Below are 15852 nucleotides of genomic sequence, written 5' to 3'. Positions count from 1 at the left end.
CACGAGCAAGGCCTGGCCACACGCAGCGTGCACGCCGGCGAACACCGCGACGGCGAAGGCGCCATCCACACCCCGCTGTACGCGCACTCCACCTTCGCCTTCCCCTCCACCGCGGACCTGCTCGACGTCGTCGAAGGCCGCAAGAGCGGCAACCTCCACACCCGCTACGGCCTTAACCCCACCATCCGCTCCCTGGAGGACAAGCTCGCCGACCTGGAAGGCGGGTACCAGGCGCTGGCCTTCTCCTCCGGCATGGCCGCCGAAGCCGCGACCTTCCTGGCCCACGCCCGCACCGGCGAGCACATCGTGTGCCTGGGCGACGTCTACGGCGGCACCTTCGAACTGCTCGGCGCCAACCTGCCGCAACTCGGCATCACCACCACCTTCCTGCGCGCCGACGAGACGCGATGCTGCCGCTGTTGCGCAGGTCGGAGGCCGGCCGGATCGTGAACATGACGAGCGAGCTCGGCTCGTTGTCCATGGCGAGCGACCCGGACAGCCCGGTCTACGCCGACACCTTTCCGCCCTACAACTTCTCCAAGAGCGCCCTCAACATGGTCACCCTGACCTACGCCAAGAAGCTGATGGAGACCCCGATCAAGGTGAACCTCGCCAACCCCGGTTACTGCGCCACCGACCTCAACGGGCACACCGGCCACCGCACCTCGGAACAGGGCGCGGCGATCGCCGTACGGCTCGCGACCCTCGGCGCCGACGGCCCCACCGGCTCCTACCAGCAGGACGACGGCTTCCTCCCTTGGTGAGGTGTCAACCATGTCGACGGGGACAGTTAGGGGTGATGGGACGAGATCTGGATAAGGAGCGCTTCTCCGAAGCGGAGTACGTCCGCTTCGGTGAACGCCTCCAGGAGCAGCTGGGCGTGCTCCGCGAGCTGCTGGCCACCCCCGGCTTCGGTCAGGGCCCCGCCACGATCGGGGCGGAGCTCGAGCTTTTCCTCATCGACGAGCGGGGCAGGCCGCTGCCGCGCAACAGCCAGGTGCGCGAGGCGCTCGGCGACGAGCGCGTCGTGCTGGAGCTCGGCCGCTTCAACCTCGAGGTGAACCTCACCCCCACGCCGCTGGCGGGCACGCCGTTCGAGACGCTGAGCGCCGAGGTCCAGGAGACGATCAGCAAGGTGGACGGCGCCGTCGAGGGCGGCGGCGCCCTGCCCATCGGCATCCTGCCCACTCTCAGCGCCGACGACTTCACGGTGGGCGCGATGAGCGACCAGAACCGCTACCGGGCCATGAGCAGGGGCTTTCGCCGGCTGCGGCTGGAACCGTTCCTCGTCAAGATCGAGGACCTGGAGCTGTCGGTGGAGGACGTGATCCTCGAGGCCGCCAACACCTCGTGGCAGGTGCACATCCGCACGCCGCCCGAGCGGTTCGCCCGGCTGTTCAACGCCGCCCAGCTCGCCATCGGCCCGGTGCTGGCCGTCTGCGGCAACTCGCCGTTCTTCCTGGGGCGGGAGCTGTGGGAGGAGACCCGCATCGCGCTGATGGAGGAGGCCGCGGACGACCGGGACGTGGCGCGGCTCGGGCGCAGGGACGGGCGGGTCACGTTCGGCTCGGACTGGGTGCACGAGGGCGCGCACGAGCTGTTCGAGCGGTACGTGCGCGACTACGAGCCGATCGTGCCCGACCTCACCGAGAGCCCGCGCCCGCACGAGGTGCCCGAGCTGCGGCTGCACCAGGGCACGATCTGGCAGTGGAACCGGCCCGTCTATGACCCGGCCGACAGCGGCCACCTGCGGATCGAGATGCGCGCGCTGCCCGCGGGACCGTCCTGTGCGGACATGGCCGCGAACACGGCCTTCCTCCTGGGCCTGACGTTGTCGCAGGCCGAGCGCGACCTGACCGGCTACCGCTTCGCGCAGGCGTACCAGAACTTCTACCGCGCGGCCATGCACGGGCTGGACGCCAAGCTGTCGTGGCCGGGCAGCGACGCCGAGTTCGAGGCGGGGGAGCTGGTGCTCTCGCTGCTGCCCGAGGCGCGGGAAGGGCTGCTCGCGGCCGGGGTGGCGGCGCACGACGCCGACCGCGCGCTGGGCGTCATCGCGCAGCGGACCCGGCTGCGGCGTACGGGCTCGGTGTGGCAGCGCGAGGCGCTCGCGGGCTTCGGCGGCGACCGGGAGCGGCTCGTGCGCCGCTACCGTGAGCTGGCACTTTCGGGATTGCCCGTGCATTTGTGGGATTGAGCGCAACCTTCTGCCCTGCCTGCTCCGTCAAACCCAGTCAAGGGACGGGAAAGTGAGGGAGATATGGCGGCAAAGGGGATGGTTCCCACCGATAAGGCCCCTTATGCCTTGTCGCGGGCGACCGGCGACCTGCCCGAAGGGGCGGCCAAGCTGGCGGGAGAGATCGGCAGCACCGCTGTGGGCGCGGTGCTGGCCCAGGCCAACAGGACCGCCGTGCGCAAGGGCGCGGCGGGCGCGCTGGGGTCGATGCAGCCGAGACCGGCCGAGTGGTACGCCTTCGACGACGGCGACCAGGGCAGCGCCGACTGGTACCCGCAGGGCCTCACCGGCGGGGCGGACTCCGGCACCATCGGGGTGCCGGTGTTCGTGGTGAGCTGGTATTTCCGGCCGGAGGCCGGCGAGCGGGGCATCAGGGTGAGTTTCCTGAGCCCGCAGACGCTGAAGTACCGGCACGCGCTGCTGGTCACGGCCAAGCCCGACGGCTCGTACGGGCCGATCGACATCCACGCGGGCGGCATCGCCTGCCACGGCGACCTGCTCTACGTGGCCGACACCGTCAGGGGCCTGCGGGTCTTCGACCTGCGCAACCTCCTCGACCTGCGCACCGCCCAGAACGACCTGGGTGACCCCGAGCGGGTCGGGCGGCACGACGGCAGGTTCCACGCCTTCGGCTACCGCTACCTGATCCCGCAGACCGACCTGTGGCAGGTCGCCACGGCGGGGCCGCGGTTCTCGTTCGTGTCGGTCGACCGCAGCGGCGCCAGCCCGCTGCTGATCACGGGCGAGTTCCGTGGGGACGACCCCGGCGGCTGGGTCGCGCGCTGGACCCTGGACATGGCGGGCGGCGAGCCCCAGGACGCCTTCGTGATGGGTCACCCCAAGATCCAGGGGGCTCTGTCGTCGGGCGGCACGTGGTACCTGAGCCAGTCGGCCGGCTCCACCGCCAACGGCAAGCTGCTCGTCCACGCCGGCGACACGACGCGGACCAGGCCGTTCCCGATCGGGCCCGAGGACCTGACCGTGCAGGACGGCAAGCTGTGGAGCGTCACCGAGTACAGGAACAAGCGGGTGATCTTCGGGGTGGATCTCTGAGCCCCCGGCGGCTCAGGCGCGACGGACAGAGGGCCGGCTTCGGCGACCGCACCCTCTGTCCGTCGTGGTCTCAGGTCACGGTGGCGGGCTGGGCGGACAGGAGGGTCTGGCTCCAGCCTCCGGTGTCGACGGTGCCTTGTTTGCCGAGGTCGTCGTCGCGGCCGTCGTAGGGATCGGCGTCGATGTAGCTGTGCATGGAGTGGTCGTGGTGGTGGCCGTAGTAGACGCCGCCGCCGGGGGACAGGAGGTGGTCGAAGCCCTGCCAGGTGGCGTCGCGGAGCTGGTGGCGTTCCCAGGAGCCGGTGCCGCGGATCTGGTAGGAGATGAGCAACCCTTGGGCGGTGGTGCCGAGGATCCAGTCAGGTCCGGTGGCGGTGAGGGTCTTGAGGGTGAAGCCCTGTCCGATGAGGGTGTTGTCGGTGATGTCGGTCAGGGTGGGTTTGGCGGCGGTGATGGTGTAGCGGCGGAGGGTTCCGTCGGCGATGCCGAAGAGGTGGCTTCTGCCGTCATAGGTGAGGAGTTCGTGGGTGTAGCCGCTGCCGAGATAGACGGGTGGTTCGAAGACGAGGGCGTCGCGGTTGGTGCGGATGTCGACGCGGTAGAGCTTGCCACCGGGGGCGCTGTCGGTGACGAGCAGCGTGTTGAAGTTGAGGGTGGCCATGGCCTTGGGGGTGAAACCGAGGGTGGCGGTGGAGAGCACCGCGCCGCGGGTGCGCCGGCCGGTGGCCGCGTCGATCGCGGTGTAGGACAGCCGCCCGTCCGCCATAACCCCGTACACCGAGGCCATGCCCTCGGGGGAGGCCTCGGTGCAGTTGTGGCTCTCGACGTTGTTCCACTCCCGGCCGTTGGCCTGGCCGTAGGTGACGCCGTCGAAGGCCGGTCTGACCCGTTCGGAGCCCGCGTAACCCCATGATGCCGATCCGTCGCCGTTGGAGTCCTTGCCGAGCTCGAAGTGCAGGTGCGGGTGTCCGTTGGAGGTCGGGCCGGTTTTGCCGACCTTGCCGATCACCGTTCCCTTCTGCACTCTGTCCCCGTCCGAGACGGCACGGGACTGCAGGTGGATGTACGTGGTGAAATAGCCGCCGCCGTGATCGATCTGGATCATGTTGCCGGCGTTGTCGTGGTAATAGGACTGGTTCACCGTCCCAGCGGCCGGGGCGATGAGGGTGGCGCCTTCGGTGCCGTGCTGGTCGGGCTCCTTCACCATGTCGAGTGCGGGGGCGTGCGCCCAGGTGTTCAGCTGCCACTTCTGCCCGCAGGGGAAGGGGAGCTGGAGGTCGGGCACGGCCATCGCGGGACTCGCCGTGCCGCAGACGCCGAGAGCGGCAATGAGTGCCGTGGTGACGGCACCACGTAAGAATGATGAGGCCATGTGATTCATCCAGGGGTTCTGGCCGGGCGGAATCGCTGTGCGAGACCGCCGCGGTGTCCGGACGGTGATTGCTTCACCGTTGAAATGGCGTTCGTGTTCGGGTGACTCCGCCTCCGCTCGCTTCGAGGAATTTGTGCGGAATCGACCGTAAATAGCGGCGGTATAGCGGCGGTATGTCGCTCGAATTCGGCCGCGTCGGTGTCGGGCGGGCGGGGTCAGCCGCTCAGATGCCGGTGCAGCACCTCGCGATAGCGGCGGTCGAAGGCGTCGTAGCGGACCCGCAGCTGCGCGCCCGGCCAGCCGGGCGGCAGCAGCTCGTCGGGCAGCAGCGGATCGGCGAGCAGGTGGCGCAGCACCGCGGCCGACACGACGAACCCTTCGGCCAGGCCGTCCGCGTGGTCAGAGGCGCGGTCCAGCGCGCGCTCCAGCCGGCGGGCCTCGGCCGCCCAGCCGTCCAGGTCCCACAGCAGGGGAGTGGGGTCGTCGTGCGGGCGGCCGTCGATCAGCGTGCACTGGGCGGTGACGATCTCCGGCCACGCGCCGCGCACCAGGTTGGCCGGCCGTAGCCAGGCGCCCTCGCGCAGCTCGGCCAGGCGCAGCGCGGTCATCGTGTGCCGGAAAGCGGCCCGGTCGGCGGGCGCGCGCCGCTCGGCGGTGACCACGGCCACCTCCCACGTGCCGTCCCACGGCCTGGTGTGCGGATCGCGGCTCTCGTCCTGCCTGGCCTGGCGCTCGACCAGCCGCTCCGACAGCGTGTAGAAGCCGTCCTCCTGAACCAGGTCACCGGCCGCGACCATGCGGGACAGGGCCACCCGCACCGTGCCCTCGGCGATGCCGAACAGCCCGCCGATGCGCACCAGGTGGCGGGCCGGCAGGCGCGGCGGGTGGCTGCCCAGCAACGCGCTCAGCACGGCCGACCTGGCACTCAGGGTGTTACGCTCTTCCATCGCGTGTCGAGTATATGTAACACTCCGGGTATGAGGCGCTATCTCAGCGAGCCGTTCGACGGCAGCGACCGCTACGCCACCGAGCGCTACCAGGGCGCCGCCGGGCGCAACTGGTGGGCCTGCGACCCCACGCTCCGCCTGCTCATGCGGCGGCACCTGGGCGACGGCTACGCCTGGGCGGAGCCGCACCTCGACCGGCTCGGGGCGCTGATGGGCGGGCTCGTCGCCGAGTGCGCCGAGGAGACCGACCGCAACCCGCCGCGGCTGGAGAAGTACGACAAGTGGGGCAGGGACGTCAGCGAGGTCGTCATGCCGCCGTCGTTCCTGACGGCCAGGCAGGCGCTCATGGAGAACAACTTCACCGCGCCGTCGTTCGCCGAGGAGGCGCGGGCGCATGGGGCCGATCCGTCCGCGCTCGCCGCGGCGTGGACGTACCTGCTCGACCAGGCGGACATCGGGATGGGCTGCGCGCTCGGCACGGGCGGCGACATGGTGGTCTCCCTGGCGGAGAAGCACGCGCCCGAGGACGTACGCGAACGGGTGCGGGAGATCTTCGCCAACGGCTTCTACTCCGGCGAGGCCGCTCAGATGTTCACCGAACGGACGGGTGGCTCCGACCTGGCCGCACTGGAAGCCGCCGCCGCCCCATCCGGCGACGCGTGGAGCCTGTCCGGGCTCAAGTGGTTCGCCTCCAACGCCAACGGCTCCGCCTTCGTCGTGCTCGCCCGGCTCCCGGAGGGTGACGTGGCGCCCTTCCTCGTGTTGTGGGAGCGGCGCGACGGCACGCGCAACGGCGTGCGGATCCGCCGGCTGAAGGACAAGCTCGGCACGAGATCCGTCGCCTCGGCCGAGGTCGAGTTCACCGCGGCGGAGGCGTTCCTGCTGGCCGGTTCAGGGCCGGGCGCCGGATCCGGGATCGGCACCATGATGAAGCTCACCAACGCCTCCAGGCTCGGCGTGGCCATGATGGGCCTCGGCGTGGCCAGGCGGGCACTGGTCGAGTCGATCTGCTACGCCAGGGCGCGCGAGGCGTTCGGGCGGCCGCTCATCGAGCAGCCGCTGATGCGCCGCAAGCTGGCCGAGTTGATCGTCGAGGTCGAGGCGGTGCAGGCGATGGTGTTCGACGCGCACGTCAGCCCTCGGCTCCGCCTCGTCCCTGCCCTGGTCAAGCTGCGCGCCGCCCGGCTCGGCGTCACCGCCGCCGGCGACGCGATCGAGGTGCACGGCGGCAACGGCTACATCGAGCAGTGGCCGGTGGCCCGGCTGCTGCGCGACGCGCAGGTCAACCCGATCTGGGAGGGCGGCGACAACATCCTCTGCCTCGACGTGCGGCGGGCCATGCTCAAGGAGCAGGCGCACCTGCCCTTCCTCGACCGGCTGCGCTCCCTGGCCACCTCCGGCCTGGTCGGCGCCCGCATCGACGACCTGGCCAAGGCCATCGAGACCTGGCACGCGCTGGACCGCGAGGTGGCGGAGGAACGGCTCTACCCGCTGGCGCAGTTCATGGCCGACGTCTACGCCGCCGCGCTGCTGGAGGACCAGGCCCGCTGGGGACTCGACGACGGCCGCAAGGCGCTCGTGGCCCGCTCGTACGCCGAGGCGCACCTGTCCGAACGGGGCCCGCTGCGCGGCATCGACCGCCCGGCCGAGGACCCGGGCCACTTCGACGATCTCGTCACGGGAACCGTCACGTGGTAAATCGCCGGGGCGCGTGCAGCACGAAGTACCGATCCATCTCGATGAGCACCCGCGCCTGAGGGAGCTGTTCCGCAGGAGGGCGCCTGGCCGGGATCGTGCCCGCTCGAGCTCAAGGAGCAGGCGTCCCCGCCCTGCTGGAGGCGTGGGTCTGGACTAGCGGCACTCGTCCATCGCGGCCCGCGCCTCGGAGATCGACATCGGGGGAACGGGCAGCTCGTGGGCGGCGGTCGAGCGCAGACCGTCGAGGGTCAGGGCGAGGTGCCGCCGCCAGGCTCCGGGCGCGGTCCTGACCGTGGCCCGTACGGTCGCCGCCACGCCCCAGATCACGAAGGTCATGTCGGCGAGCGTCACGTCGCCGCGCAGAGCCCCGGATTTCTGGGCCCGGTCGATGATGCGCAGCATCGGCTCGATTCCCTTGCCGTCTCGTGCGGCGAGGTCGTTGTAGCCGAGGTCGGCCGCCTGCAACTCGCAGACGCCGGTGAGGAACGCGACGAAGCCTTCCCAGGGGTCGTCCGCGGTCAGGGCCCGTTCGGCGATCGCGGCGACCGTGGCCGCCCGGTCTTCGAAGACCGCCTCCACGAGGTCCTTCCGGGTGGCGAAGCGGTTGTAGAGCGTCCCGATGCTCACCCCGGCCGTCCGGGCGATCTCTTCCAGCGGTACGTCGAGCCCTCGGTCGGCGAACAACCTCCGGGCAGCCTCCAAGAGTCGCTCGCGGTTGTGTACGGCGTCCTTGCGCATGCCCGCCAGCCTAGCTAAGTTGAGGCTATATTCAACTTGAGGAGATACTCAAGTCAGCGCGGAACACCCGGTGATCGACGCTCTGGTGCTCGGCGCCTTCAGATACCACCCGAGGAGGATCGAGACCGAGGAGGGTTTCGAGGCGACCTTCGCCCTCTACGTGCGAAGCCGCTGGGTCCTGGCGGTGGCCCTGCGCACCTCGCTGGAACGGGCCCGCAGACCGGTGATCGTCAATCTGTGCGGCACCGGGACCGGCCGGATCCATTGGGACGATCTCCAGCTGACCACCAGGTATCGACCTTTGACCGCCATCATGCAGGGCGCCAGGGCCAGCGCGCTTCTCGGCGCCGCCTACGCCTCCGAGCGGACACGGTACGTGCTCTACAACCCGGTGTTCGTGGCGACCGGCCTCAGACAGCCGGTACGAGGCATCGTCCGCGCGGCGTCGGCGCTGTTCGCCCAGTCCGCGGCCGAAGCCGTGCCTCCGCTCGCCGCCCTCATCGACGATCCCCCCGCCGGACGGCTCACCGCGTACAAGAAGGGCGACCCCATCAGGCTCGATCCGGGTGAAGCCCGGCGGTTCGAGGAGATCGTTCGATCGATGGCGGGCCACGCGAGGCGCGCCGGGCAGCGGCGGGGCGCGGTCTCCGACGCCCGATGGATGAGCGCGGTCGACCGCAGGACGGCCGGCGCGTGCCGTGACGTCCCAGCGGTGCGGCGCTTCGGGTCAGCGGGACCGGCGACCCTTCTTGCCGCCTGTGCCGCCCTTGCCGCTTCGGCCGCGACTGGATGGCGCCGACCTGCGGCCGGATCCGCCCTGAGGCTTGCGAGCCTGCCGCTGTGACGGCTGTTGCGCCGACCTCTCGGTCGGCTTCTCCGGCGGTGTCGCGGGGGTGCGGCCGCGCGAACTGTTCGCCGTGCGGCCGCGTACGATGCCGATGAAGTCCTCCACCTGATCGGTCGTCCGGTCCGTGGGCCAGGCCAGCGCCACCTGCGACTGCGGCGCGTCCGTCACCGGCCGGAAGGTGAGGTCCTTACGGTGGTGCAGGCGTGCCAGCGACTGGGGGAGCAGGACGAGCCCCGTCCCGGCAGCGACGAGCCGGATCGCGTCGGCCGTCGTGGGCGGGCGCTCGAACGCGGGCAGCCCGGGACGGGCCGTCCATTCGAGGACGTCGTCCAGCGGATGGAACACCTCATCGTCGGCCAGATCGGCGACGGTCACCTCGTCGGCCGCGGTCACCGCGTGGTCCTTCGGCACCACGACCACCGTGGTCTCCACGTAGAGGGGAATCACGCTGAGCCCGTCCCGATCGACCGGCAACCGGACGAACCCGGCGTCGGCGCCTCCGCCGCGCAGCACCTCCACCACGTCGGCTGCGGGAACCGAGATCAGGCTCAGCTGCACGCCGGGCAGCCTCTCGGCCCAGATGCCCGCCCATTTCGCGGGCGTCACCCCGGGCGCGTACGCCAGCCGAAAGACGTCGCCGGTCTCCTCGTGAGTCACTCCGCCAGGGTAGCGACGTCAGAGGGACCGCTCCGTACTGACTACCCTGGACTCCATGACCTCGCTCAAATCCAAGACGACCCAGACGATGAAGCCCGCGACCGCGGCCAAGAAGCTGGGCATCCTCCTCTCGGCCACACCCGCCGAGTTCCAGGAAGGCGTCGTCTCCAGGAGCGAGCTGAACGCGATGCAGGCGGCCCCGCCCGCCTGGCTCGCCGACCTGCGCCGCAACGGCCCGCACCCCAAGCAGGTCGTCGCCGCGAGACTCGGAGTCTCCATCTCCGGCCTGATCCGAGCCGGGATCACCGAGCCGCTCACCACCGCGGAGATCGACGCGCTGAAGGCGGAGAACCCCGAGTGGCTGGAGCAAGAGCGCTCCATCCAGGCCGAGGTCCGCAAGGAAGCGCGGCGCCTCAAAGAGAGCTAGACCGCCGGCGCGGCGCCCGTGCCGATGAAGCTCGTGCGGGGCCGTGTCGACGACGTGACGCGCCCGCCCGGTCACCGAGGAATCCGTCAGCGGCAACGGTCACACGCGTAGAACGGTGACATGGCGGCCGGACGGTGTGGTCGCCTGCTCGCAACCACCGCGTTCCTTCCACGGTGGAGCCTCCGGGCGACGGTCGAAGATCACCAGCACGCCGGTGGGGAGGCTGAGCCGGTCCAGATACCGGTCGAGCTGGGAGAGACCCTCGGGCAACGGGTCGTCACCGCTCGACCGCCAGACCTTCAGCTCCATCGCCTCCCGCCGCATCAGCCGCTCGCCGTCCGGGCCGGTGTAGGGCCAGCTGACCAGCACGTCCAGGCGCTTGGTGCCCGCGGCGTACTCCCGGTCGAGATGGCCTCCGCCGTTCACCAGCCGGTGCACGAAGGCCATGAGGATGATCTGGCGGGCGGCCTCGTGGTAGCCCTCCTGCCGGATGAGCATCTCGCCGTGCTCGCGCGGGTCTTTGGTGAACTCCTGGCCGGTCGCCTGGGTGTGCTGGTCGTAGAGCCCGGCGATCTCGTCGGAGGTGAAGTCGCCCAAGCGCAGCGACTCGGCGATGATGGTGAAGGGGCTGGCCGGATTGCCGCGGAGAGGATCGCCGCCCGAGGCGACCTTGTAGTCACGCAAGTTACGCAACGCCCGCACACGGCGAGAGTCCGCGTCGGGGCCGAGGGCGCGTGGCACCGTGCTGAATACGGCGCGGGACCTATCCAACACCTGGGTCCGACGGTTGTGGCCGGCACCGCCCAGGACTCCAGTCGCTGGTCCAGGGCCGGGCATGGGCGTACGCTCGGCGGGTTCGCGAAGGAGGCTCGCATGACGGTACGCGTGGAGCGTGAGGGACCGGTCACCACCGTGGTGCTCAGCAGGCCGCAGGCGCGTAACGCGGTCGACCGTGAGACGGCCGGCGCGCTGGCCGGGGCGTTCCGTGACTTCGAGGGGTCCGACGCGGCCGTGGCGGTGTTGTGGGGGGAGGGCGGCACGTTCTGTGCCGGGGCGGATCTCAAGGCGCTGGACAACCGTGTCGGCGAGGAGGGCGACGGCCCGATGGGGCCGACGCGGATGCGCCTGACGAAGCCGGTCATCGCCGCCGTCGCCGGGCACGCGGTGGCGGGCGGGCTGGAGCTGGCTCTCTGGTGCGACCTGCGGGTGGTCGAGGAGGGGGCGGTGTTCGGGGTGTTCTGCCGCCGGTGGGGTGTGCCGCTCGTCGACGGTGGCACGGTGCGCTTGCCGCGGCTCATCGGGGCGTCGCGGGCGATGGACATGATCCTCACCGGGCGGCCGGTGGAGGGGCGGGAAGCGTACGCGTGGGGGCTGGCCAACCGGCTCGTACCGGACGGGACCGCGCGGCGGCACGCGGAGGAGCTGGCGCGGGATATCGCCCGGTTCCCGCAGGCGTGCCTGCGCGGCGACCGGTTGTCGGCGCTGGAGCGGGAGGGGCTGGCGGAGGAGGAGGCGATGCGGAACGAGGTGCGGCACGGGCTGGTGTCGCTGCCGGACGCGGCGGCGGGCGCGGCCCGCTTCGCCGCCGGCGCGGGACGGCACGGCGCCTTCGACGAACCCTGACCCTCCCACGGTCGGCGCTGGCGGTATCACGGCCTCTGAGTGTTCGTCCGGCGATCTCGGCAGCACGACCGCCTCCGATTGCCACGTGCGGCGTCACCGCCTCAGGCTGCCGACGGCGCGGCCGCCCTGGGCCTAGCCCGCCAGGTGGGTCAGCAGCATGTCCAGTGGCCGGGGGACACGATCGAGGTCGAGGGCCTCGACGAGCAGGCCGGAATAGCGGATCTTGCGGCCGCTGCCCGATCCCATGAACCGCCGCAGCTGGTCGTGCGTGCTGCCCCCGCGCCATGCGGGCTGCTTCTGCAGCGTACGGAACGAGCCGAGCTCGCCCTCGGCGTCGACGACGTGCTCGACGGCGTCGGTGCCGAGGGCGCGGATCAGCTCGTCCTCCAGGTCGGCGACGCACACGAAGAACCCGAGTGCCTCCAGATCGCTCCGGTCGAGGATGGATCCGAGGCCTGCGCGCTCGAGGCCTCTCCGGAAGTCGCCTTCCTCGCCGGCGTCGCACAGCCCGGCCAGCCGGAGGTTGCTTCCATGGGGGCCGAACCTGCCGATGTACGTCCTGATGTTCGTGGCGCCGCCCATCGCCACGAGGGAGATGCCTTCGGCCGCCAGATCCAGGCCACGGCGCTCGGCCAGCGCTTCGACGGCCGACTTGTCGCTGAGTCCCTCGACCAGGACCACGGTCTGCGTGTCACTCACGAGGCCAGCCTGGCACCCGGACCGGAGACGTTCGACTCCTTTATCTCCGCCGCAAGTGATCTACTTTGTAAAGGCGCGTCAGCCGGCCGGGCGTGCGGGCACCACCGCCACCGCCTCCACCTCGACCACGATCTCCGGCGCGGCGAGCGCGGCGGCCACGATCAGCGAGTTGGCGGGCCAGTCGCCGCCCGGGAACCAGGCGGCGAACACCTCGTCGAGCGTCGAGCGGAAGCCTGCCAGGTGCTCCGTGCCCGCCACCATGGTGAAGAGGCGGAGGAGGTGTTCCGGCCCCGAGCCGGCCGAGGCGAGCAGCGTCTCGATGTTGGCGAAGATCTGGCGCGCCTGGGCCGCCGCGTCGTCCCCCACGAGGGCCCCGGTCGCGTCCGTGCCGACCTGCCCGGCGATGAAGAGCAGCTCGGAGTCCGCGGGTGCCGCGGCCAGATGGTGGTATTTCGCCAGGGGCGCCCCGACCTCGGGCGGGCTCCAGCGCCGAACCATGACATCGTCCTTTCATCCCATTTGTATGCGTTCGACCACGTTAGCGCGTTGCGTGCTGGCCGGTGAGATGTGTGCATGAGGGTCCTTGGCGGTGTGCTGGGAACCGGGATCGCCAGGCTGGGAAGGCGGGAAGCGTGAGTCGCCGTACGGCGACATGTAAGCTGATGTCGCCGAACGATGACAAGTCTGGAGTGCCCATGTACGCGAGAACGCCGGCGGATCTTGGCCGGCTCGTACGCTGGCGGCGGCGTGCACTGGCCCGGACTCAGCAGGCGCTCGCCGACCAGGTCGGAGTGAGTCGGCAGTGGATCGTCCGGCTGGAGGCCGGCCGTAGCACGTTGGAGGTCGGCCTGGTCATGCGGACGCTGCGCGCGCTGGGGCTCACCATCGAGATAAGCGACCCTGCCGAGCCGGCGCCTGTGGTGCTTCCCCATCGCCCCATCGACCTGGACGAAGTGCTCGCCGCCGTACGGAGGAACCCCTGATGCCTGACCGTACGCTGATGGTCCTGCTGAACGGCGTCTGCGTCGGCGAGTTGACGCAGGACGCCATGGGACGGATCCGGTTCTCCTATGACATGGCGGTGCGGGGATGGTTGCCCAGGGCCACTCCGCTTTCGCTGTCACTGACCCCCGACGTGGAGTCGCATGAAGGGCCCGAGGTGGCAGCGTTCCTCTGGGGGCTTCTGCCGGAGAATCCCGCCGTCCTGTCCAGGTGGGCGCGTGAGTTCGGGGTGTCCGCCGCCAACCCGGTCGCGCTCCTGCGCCATGTGGGGATGGACTGCGCGGGTGCGGTGCAGTTCGTCCCCTTGAACGACTATGAGCGGGTTCTCGACGCAGGCGGTGTCGAATGGCTGGATGACGACGCGATCGCGCAGGTCGTACGCGGTCTACACCACGATTCCGCCGCGTGGCATCCCGGCCATGAAGAAGGGCAGTTCAGTCTCGCCGGAGTGCAGGCCAAAGTGGCCCTGCTGCGTGAGGGCGGAAAGTGGGGCCGGACCTGGGGACGGATCCCCACGACGCACATCATCAAGCCGGCCATCCCGGATCTCATCGACCAGGACGTCAACGAACACCTCTGCCTCGCCGCCGCCCGCGCCGTGGGGTTGACGGCCGCCCGGACCGAGATCCGCACATTCGGTGACCAGACCGCCGTGGTCGTCGAGCGATACGACAGGGCCCGTGTGGATGACGTGTGGGCCCGGGTGCACCAGGAGGACCTGTGCCAGTCCCTCGGCATCCATCCCGTGCAGAAATACCAGAGCGAGGGAGGACCCGGCCCGGAAGACGTCGCCGCCCTGTTCCGCCGGGTGCAGCCCTCCATTGAGGCTCAGGAGTCGGTGCGCGCGTTCGTGGACGCCCTCGTCTTCAACTGGCTGCTGGCCGGGACCGACGGACACGCCAAGAACTACTCGGTGCTGTTGTCAGGCGGTCAGGTACGGCTTGCCCCGCTCTACGACATCTCTTCCGCCCTGCCGTACCCCGACGTGATGAACCCGCACAAGATCAAGCTGGCGATGAAGATCGGGCGTGAATATCGGCTGAAATCTATCGGATGGAGTTCCTGGCGACGGCTTGCCGAGCGGCTCGACCTGGACTGCGACGAGGTCTGGGGCAGGATCGACGAGCTGGCTCGCGCGTTGCCCGATGCGCTGTCGGATGTTGCGGCCACTCCGGAGGTGCGTTACTTGCGTCGTTCGCTGCCGGGAGCGCTGGTGGATGCCGCGGCGGCGCGGGTGGCTGAGTTGCTGCGCCTGCCGCGCGCCGCCGCGCAGGGGTGACAGCCGGGGAATGTCGGGGGCGGCACGTATCGTGACCGTATGCCTGACATCGAGGTCGCCGGGCGCGAAGTGCGCGTCACCAGCCCCGGCAAGGTGGTCTTCCCGCAGTCCGGTCTCACCAAGCTCGACCTGATCCGCTACTACCAGGCGGTGGGCGAGGGGGCGCTGCGGGGCGTGCACGGGCGGCCGATGGTGCTCAAGCGGTTCGTGCGCGGCATCGAGGAGGAGGCGTTCTTCCAGAAGCGCGCCCCGGCGAAGCGGCCGGCCTGGATCGAGGTGGCGGAGCTGAAATACCGTTCGGGCCTGAGCGCGGAAGAGGTCGTGTGCACCGACCTGGCCCAGCTGCTGTGGGTGGTCAATCTCGGGTGCGTCGACCTCAACCCGCATCCGGTGCGCTCCGACGACCTGTCCAGGCCCGACGAGCTGCGCATCGACCTCGACCCCGTGCCGGGGGTGAAGTGGGCCGACGTGCTGGCGACCGCGCAGGTGGCGCGCGAGGTGCTGGCCGATCACGGGCTGGTCGGGTGGCCCAAGACGTCCGGGTCGCGGGGGTTCCACGTGTACGCGCGGATCGAGCGGCGCCGGCCGTTCGCCGAGGTCCGCAAGGCGGCCGAGACGGTCGCCCGCGAGGTCGAGCGGCGGGCTCCAGGCCTGGCCACCAGCCGGTGGTGGAAGGAGGAGCGGCACGGGGTGTTCGTCGACTTCAACCAGAACGCCTACGACCGCACGGTGGCCTCCGCCTACTCCGTGCGCGCCGTGCCCGACGCCCGCGTGTCCACGCCGCTGACGTGGGACGAGGTTCCCGGCTGCCGTCCCGAGGCGTTCACCGTCGCCACCGTGCCGCAGCGGCTGGCAGAGCGCGGCGACCCGTGGGAGGACATGGATCTGCACGCGGGCTCGCTCGACGGGCTGCTGGAGCTGGCCGAGGAGCTCGGGCCCGCGCCCAAGCCGCCCAAGGGCAGCGGGCGCCGGCAGCAGACGAAGCCGGTCATCGAGATCGCCAGGGCCGAGCACAAGGACGAGGCGATGGCGGGCCTGGAGCGGTGGAGGTCCCGCCATCCGGAGGTCGCGGCCCGGCTGGAGCCCGCCGACGTGCTGGTCGACGGCATGCGGGGGCGCAGCAGTGTGTGGTATCGCATCCGGGTCAACCTGGAGCACGTGCCGGAGGACGAGCGGCCCGAGCAGGAGCCGCTCGAGGTCGACTACGACCCGTGGCGCTCGGGCCCGGGGTGAGGGCTCGGGGCGAAGCTCGGGGTGAGGGTCCGAGGCGGGGG

Annotated in this window: 18 protein-coding genes; 11 read left to right on the top strand and 7 right to left on the bottom strand. The window is 70.6% G+C overall.

Features of this window, described 5'->3' with window-relative positions:
* The first annotated feature begins 27 nt into the window (after nt 1-27).
* From E1292_RS17365 to E1292_RS17350, 4 genes are all read left to right on the top strand, one after another.
* Nucleotides 28-450, top strand: coding sequence for a PLP-dependent transferase (locus E1292_RS17365; RefSeq protein ID WP_220446892.1), 423 nt, complete (start codon nt 28-30; stop codon nt 448-450).
* Complete coding sequence (locus E1292_RS17360; RefSeq protein WP_132596258.1) at nt 408-764, top strand: SDR family NAD(P)-dependent oxidoreductase; 357 nt, start codon at nt 408-410, stop codon at nt 762-764. Before E1292_RS17365 ends, E1292_RS17360 begins: the two co-directional genes overlap by 43 nt.
* 35 nt (nt 765-799) lie before the next feature.
* Nucleotides 800-2197 (top strand): glutamate-cysteine ligase family protein, encoded by a 1398-nt coding sequence (locus E1292_RS17355; RefSeq protein WP_132596257.1) that lies wholly within the window; start codon nt 800-802, stop codon nt 2195-2197.
* Between the two features lie 78 nt (nt 2198-2275).
* On the top strand, nt 2276-3289 hold the full coding sequence (locus E1292_RS17350; RefSeq protein WP_132596256.1) for a hypothetical protein: 1014 nt from the start codon (nt 2276-2278) through the stop codon (nt 3287-3289).
* A gap of 70 nt (nt 3290-3359) precedes the next feature.
* Here E1292_RS17350 and E1292_RS17345 read toward each other — a convergent pair whose 3' ends face one another.
* Nucleotides 3360-4580 (bottom strand): M23 family metallopeptidase, encoded by a 1221-nt coding sequence (locus E1292_RS17345; RefSeq protein ID WP_165974598.1) that lies wholly within the window; start codon nt 4578-4580, stop codon nt 3360-3362.
* Between the two features lie 296 nt (nt 4581-4876).
* Complete coding sequence (locus E1292_RS17340; RefSeq protein WP_132596254.1) at nt 4877-5608, bottom strand: PaaX family transcriptional regulator C-terminal domain-containing protein; 732 nt, start codon at nt 5606-5608, stop codon at nt 4877-4879.
* A gap of 30 nt (nt 5609-5638) precedes the next feature.
* Here E1292_RS17340 and E1292_RS17335 point away from each other — a divergent pair, with 30 nt between their 5' ends.
* Complete coding sequence (locus tag E1292_RS17335; RefSeq protein ID WP_132596253.1) at nt 5639-7306, top strand: acyl-CoA dehydrogenase family protein; 1668 nt, start codon at nt 5639-5641, stop codon at nt 7304-7306.
* Between the two features lie 153 nt (nt 7307-7459).
* Here the strand turns inward: E1292_RS17335 and E1292_RS17330 are convergent, their stop codons facing one another.
* On the bottom strand, nt 7460-8044 hold the full coding sequence (locus tag E1292_RS17330) for a TetR/AcrR family transcriptional regulator (RefSeq protein WP_132596252.1): 585 nt from the start codon (nt 8042-8044) through the stop codon (nt 7460-7462).
* A gap of 70 nt (nt 8045-8114) precedes the next feature.
* Between E1292_RS17330 and E1292_RS17325 the strand changes: the two genes are divergently transcribed.
* Nucleotides 8115-8888, top strand: a complete 774-nt coding sequence (locus E1292_RS17325) for a hypothetical protein (protein ID WP_132596251.1) — start codon at nt 8115-8117, stop codon at nt 8886-8888.
* Here E1292_RS17325 and E1292_RS17320 read toward each other — a convergent pair.
* On the bottom strand, nt 8772-9548 hold the full coding sequence (locus E1292_RS17320) for a LysR family transcriptional regulator substrate-binding protein (RefSeq protein WP_246090167.1): 777 nt from the start codon (nt 9546-9548) through the stop codon (nt 8772-8774). The genes E1292_RS17325 and E1292_RS17320 overlap by 117 nt on opposite strands.
* Before the next feature lie 55 nt (nt 9549-9603).
* On the opposite strand from E1292_RS17320, the gene E1292_RS17315 reads away from it, so the two are divergent.
* Nucleotides 9604-9975, top strand: a complete 372-nt coding sequence (locus tag E1292_RS17315) for a DUF5997 family protein (RefSeq protein ID WP_132596250.1) — start codon at nt 9604-9606, stop codon at nt 9973-9975.
* A 99-nt stretch (nt 9976-10074) separates the two neighbouring features.
* Here the strand turns inward: E1292_RS17315 and E1292_RS17310 are convergent, their stop codons facing one another.
* A complete protein-coding gene (locus tag E1292_RS17310; protein ID WP_132596249.1) occupies nt 10075-10668 on the bottom strand; it encodes a hypothetical protein in 594 nt (197 codons plus the stop codon).
* 180 nt (nt 10669-10848) lie between these two features.
* On the opposite strand from E1292_RS17310, the gene E1292_RS17305 reads away from it, so the two are divergent.
* The gene (locus tag E1292_RS17305; protein WP_132596248.1) at nt 10849-11598 is read left to right on the top strand and encodes a crotonase/enoyl-CoA hydratase family protein; all 750 of its coding nucleotides are present in this window, start codon (nt 10849-10851) and stop codon (nt 11596-11598) included.
* A gap of 132 nt (nt 11599-11730) precedes the next feature.
* Here E1292_RS17305 and E1292_RS17300 read toward each other — a convergent pair whose 3' ends face one another.
* Nucleotides 11731-12297, bottom strand: a complete 567-nt coding sequence (locus E1292_RS17300) for a TOPRIM nucleotidyl transferase/hydrolase domain-containing protein (protein ID WP_132596247.1) — start codon at nt 12295-12297, stop codon at nt 11731-11733.
* 78 nt (nt 12298-12375) lie between these two features.
* Entirely contained in the window at nt 12376-12795 is a 420-nt protein-coding gene (locus E1292_RS17295) for a RidA family protein (RefSeq protein WP_132596246.1), read from the bottom strand.
* A 197-nt stretch (nt 12796-12992) separates the two neighbouring features.
* Between E1292_RS17295 and E1292_RS17290 the strand changes: the two genes are divergently transcribed.
* From E1292_RS17290 to ligD, 3 genes are read left to right on the top strand one after another with little or no spacing between them, the layout of a single operon-like run.
* Nucleotides 12993-13280, top strand: a complete 288-nt coding sequence (locus E1292_RS17290) for a helix-turn-helix domain-containing protein (RefSeq protein WP_165974597.1) — start codon at nt 12993-12995, stop codon at nt 13278-13280.
* Nucleotides 13280-14578, top strand: coding sequence for a type II toxin-antitoxin system HipA family toxin (locus E1292_RS17285; protein WP_132596244.1), 1299 nt, complete (start codon nt 13280-13282; stop codon nt 14576-14578). Before E1292_RS17290 ends, E1292_RS17285 begins: the two co-directional genes overlap by 1 nt.
* Nucleotides 14579-14617: 39 nt before the next feature.
* Complete coding sequence (ligD, locus tag E1292_RS17280) at nt 14618-15811, top strand: non-homologous end-joining DNA ligase (protein WP_132596243.1); 1194 nt, start codon at nt 14618-14620, stop codon at nt 15809-15811.
* The last annotated feature ends 41 nt before the right edge of the window (nt 15812-15852 follow it).

This window comes from Nonomuraea deserti (assembly GCF_004348685.1).
GTDB lineage: Bacteria > Actinomycetota > Actinomycetes > Streptosporangiales > Streptosporangiaceae > Nonomuraea > Nonomuraea deserti.
The sequence above is the reverse complement of the archived record's forward strand: the minus strand, read 5'-3'. Positions and strand labels throughout refer to the sequence as shown.

Bases quoted from the DNA above. Each gene is read 5' to 3' on its own strand.
- E1292_RS17360 (WP_132596258.1), top strand. From the start codon at position 408: ATGCTGCCGCTGTTGCGCAGGTCGGAGGCCGGCCGGATCGTGAACATG.
- E1292_RS17355 (WP_132596257.1), top strand. From the start codon at position 800: ATGGGACGAGATCTGGATAAGGAGCGCTTCTCCGAAGCGGAGTACGTC.
- E1292_RS17350 (WP_132596256.1), top strand. From the start codon at position 2,276: ATGGTTCCCACCGATAAGGCCCCTTATGCCTTGTCGCGGGCGACCGGC.
- E1292_RS17345 (WP_165974598.1), bottom strand. From the start codon at position 4,580: ATGGCCGTGCCCGACCTCCAGCTCCCCTTCCCCTGCGGGCAGAAGTGG.
- E1292_RS17340 (WP_132596254.1), bottom strand. From the start codon at position 5,608: ATGGAAGAGCGTAACACCCTGAGTGCCAGGTCGGCCGTGCTGAGCGCG.
- E1292_RS17335 (WP_132596253.1), top strand. From the start codon at position 5,639: ATGAGGCGCTATCTCAGCGAGCCGTTCGACGGCAGCGACCGCTACGCC.
- E1292_RS17330 (WP_132596252.1), bottom strand. From the start codon at position 8,044: ATGCGCAAGGACGCCGTACACAACCGCGAGCGACTCTTGGAGGCTGCC.
- E1292_RS17315 (WP_132596250.1), top strand. From the start codon at position 9,604: ATGACCTCGCTCAAATCCAAGACGACCCAGACGATGAAGCCCGCGACC.
- E1292_RS17305 (WP_132596248.1), top strand. From the start codon at position 10,849: ATGACGGTACGCGTGGAGCGTGAGGGACCGGTCACCACCGTGGTGCTC.
- E1292_RS17295 (WP_132596246.1), bottom strand. From the start codon at position 12,795: ATGGTTCGGCGCTGGAGCCCGCCCGAGGTCGGGGCGCCCCTGGCGAAA.
- E1292_RS17290 (WP_165974597.1), top strand. From the start codon at position 12,993: ATGTACGCGAGAACGCCGGCGGATCTTGGCCGGCTCGTACGCTGGCGG.
- E1292_RS17285 (WP_132596244.1), top strand. From the start codon at position 13,280: ATGCCTGACCGTACGCTGATGGTCCTGCTGAACGGCGTCTGCGTCGGC.
- ligD (WP_132596243.1), top strand. From the start codon at position 14,618: ATGCCTGACATCGAGGTCGCCGGGCGCGAAGTGCGCGTCACCAGCCCC.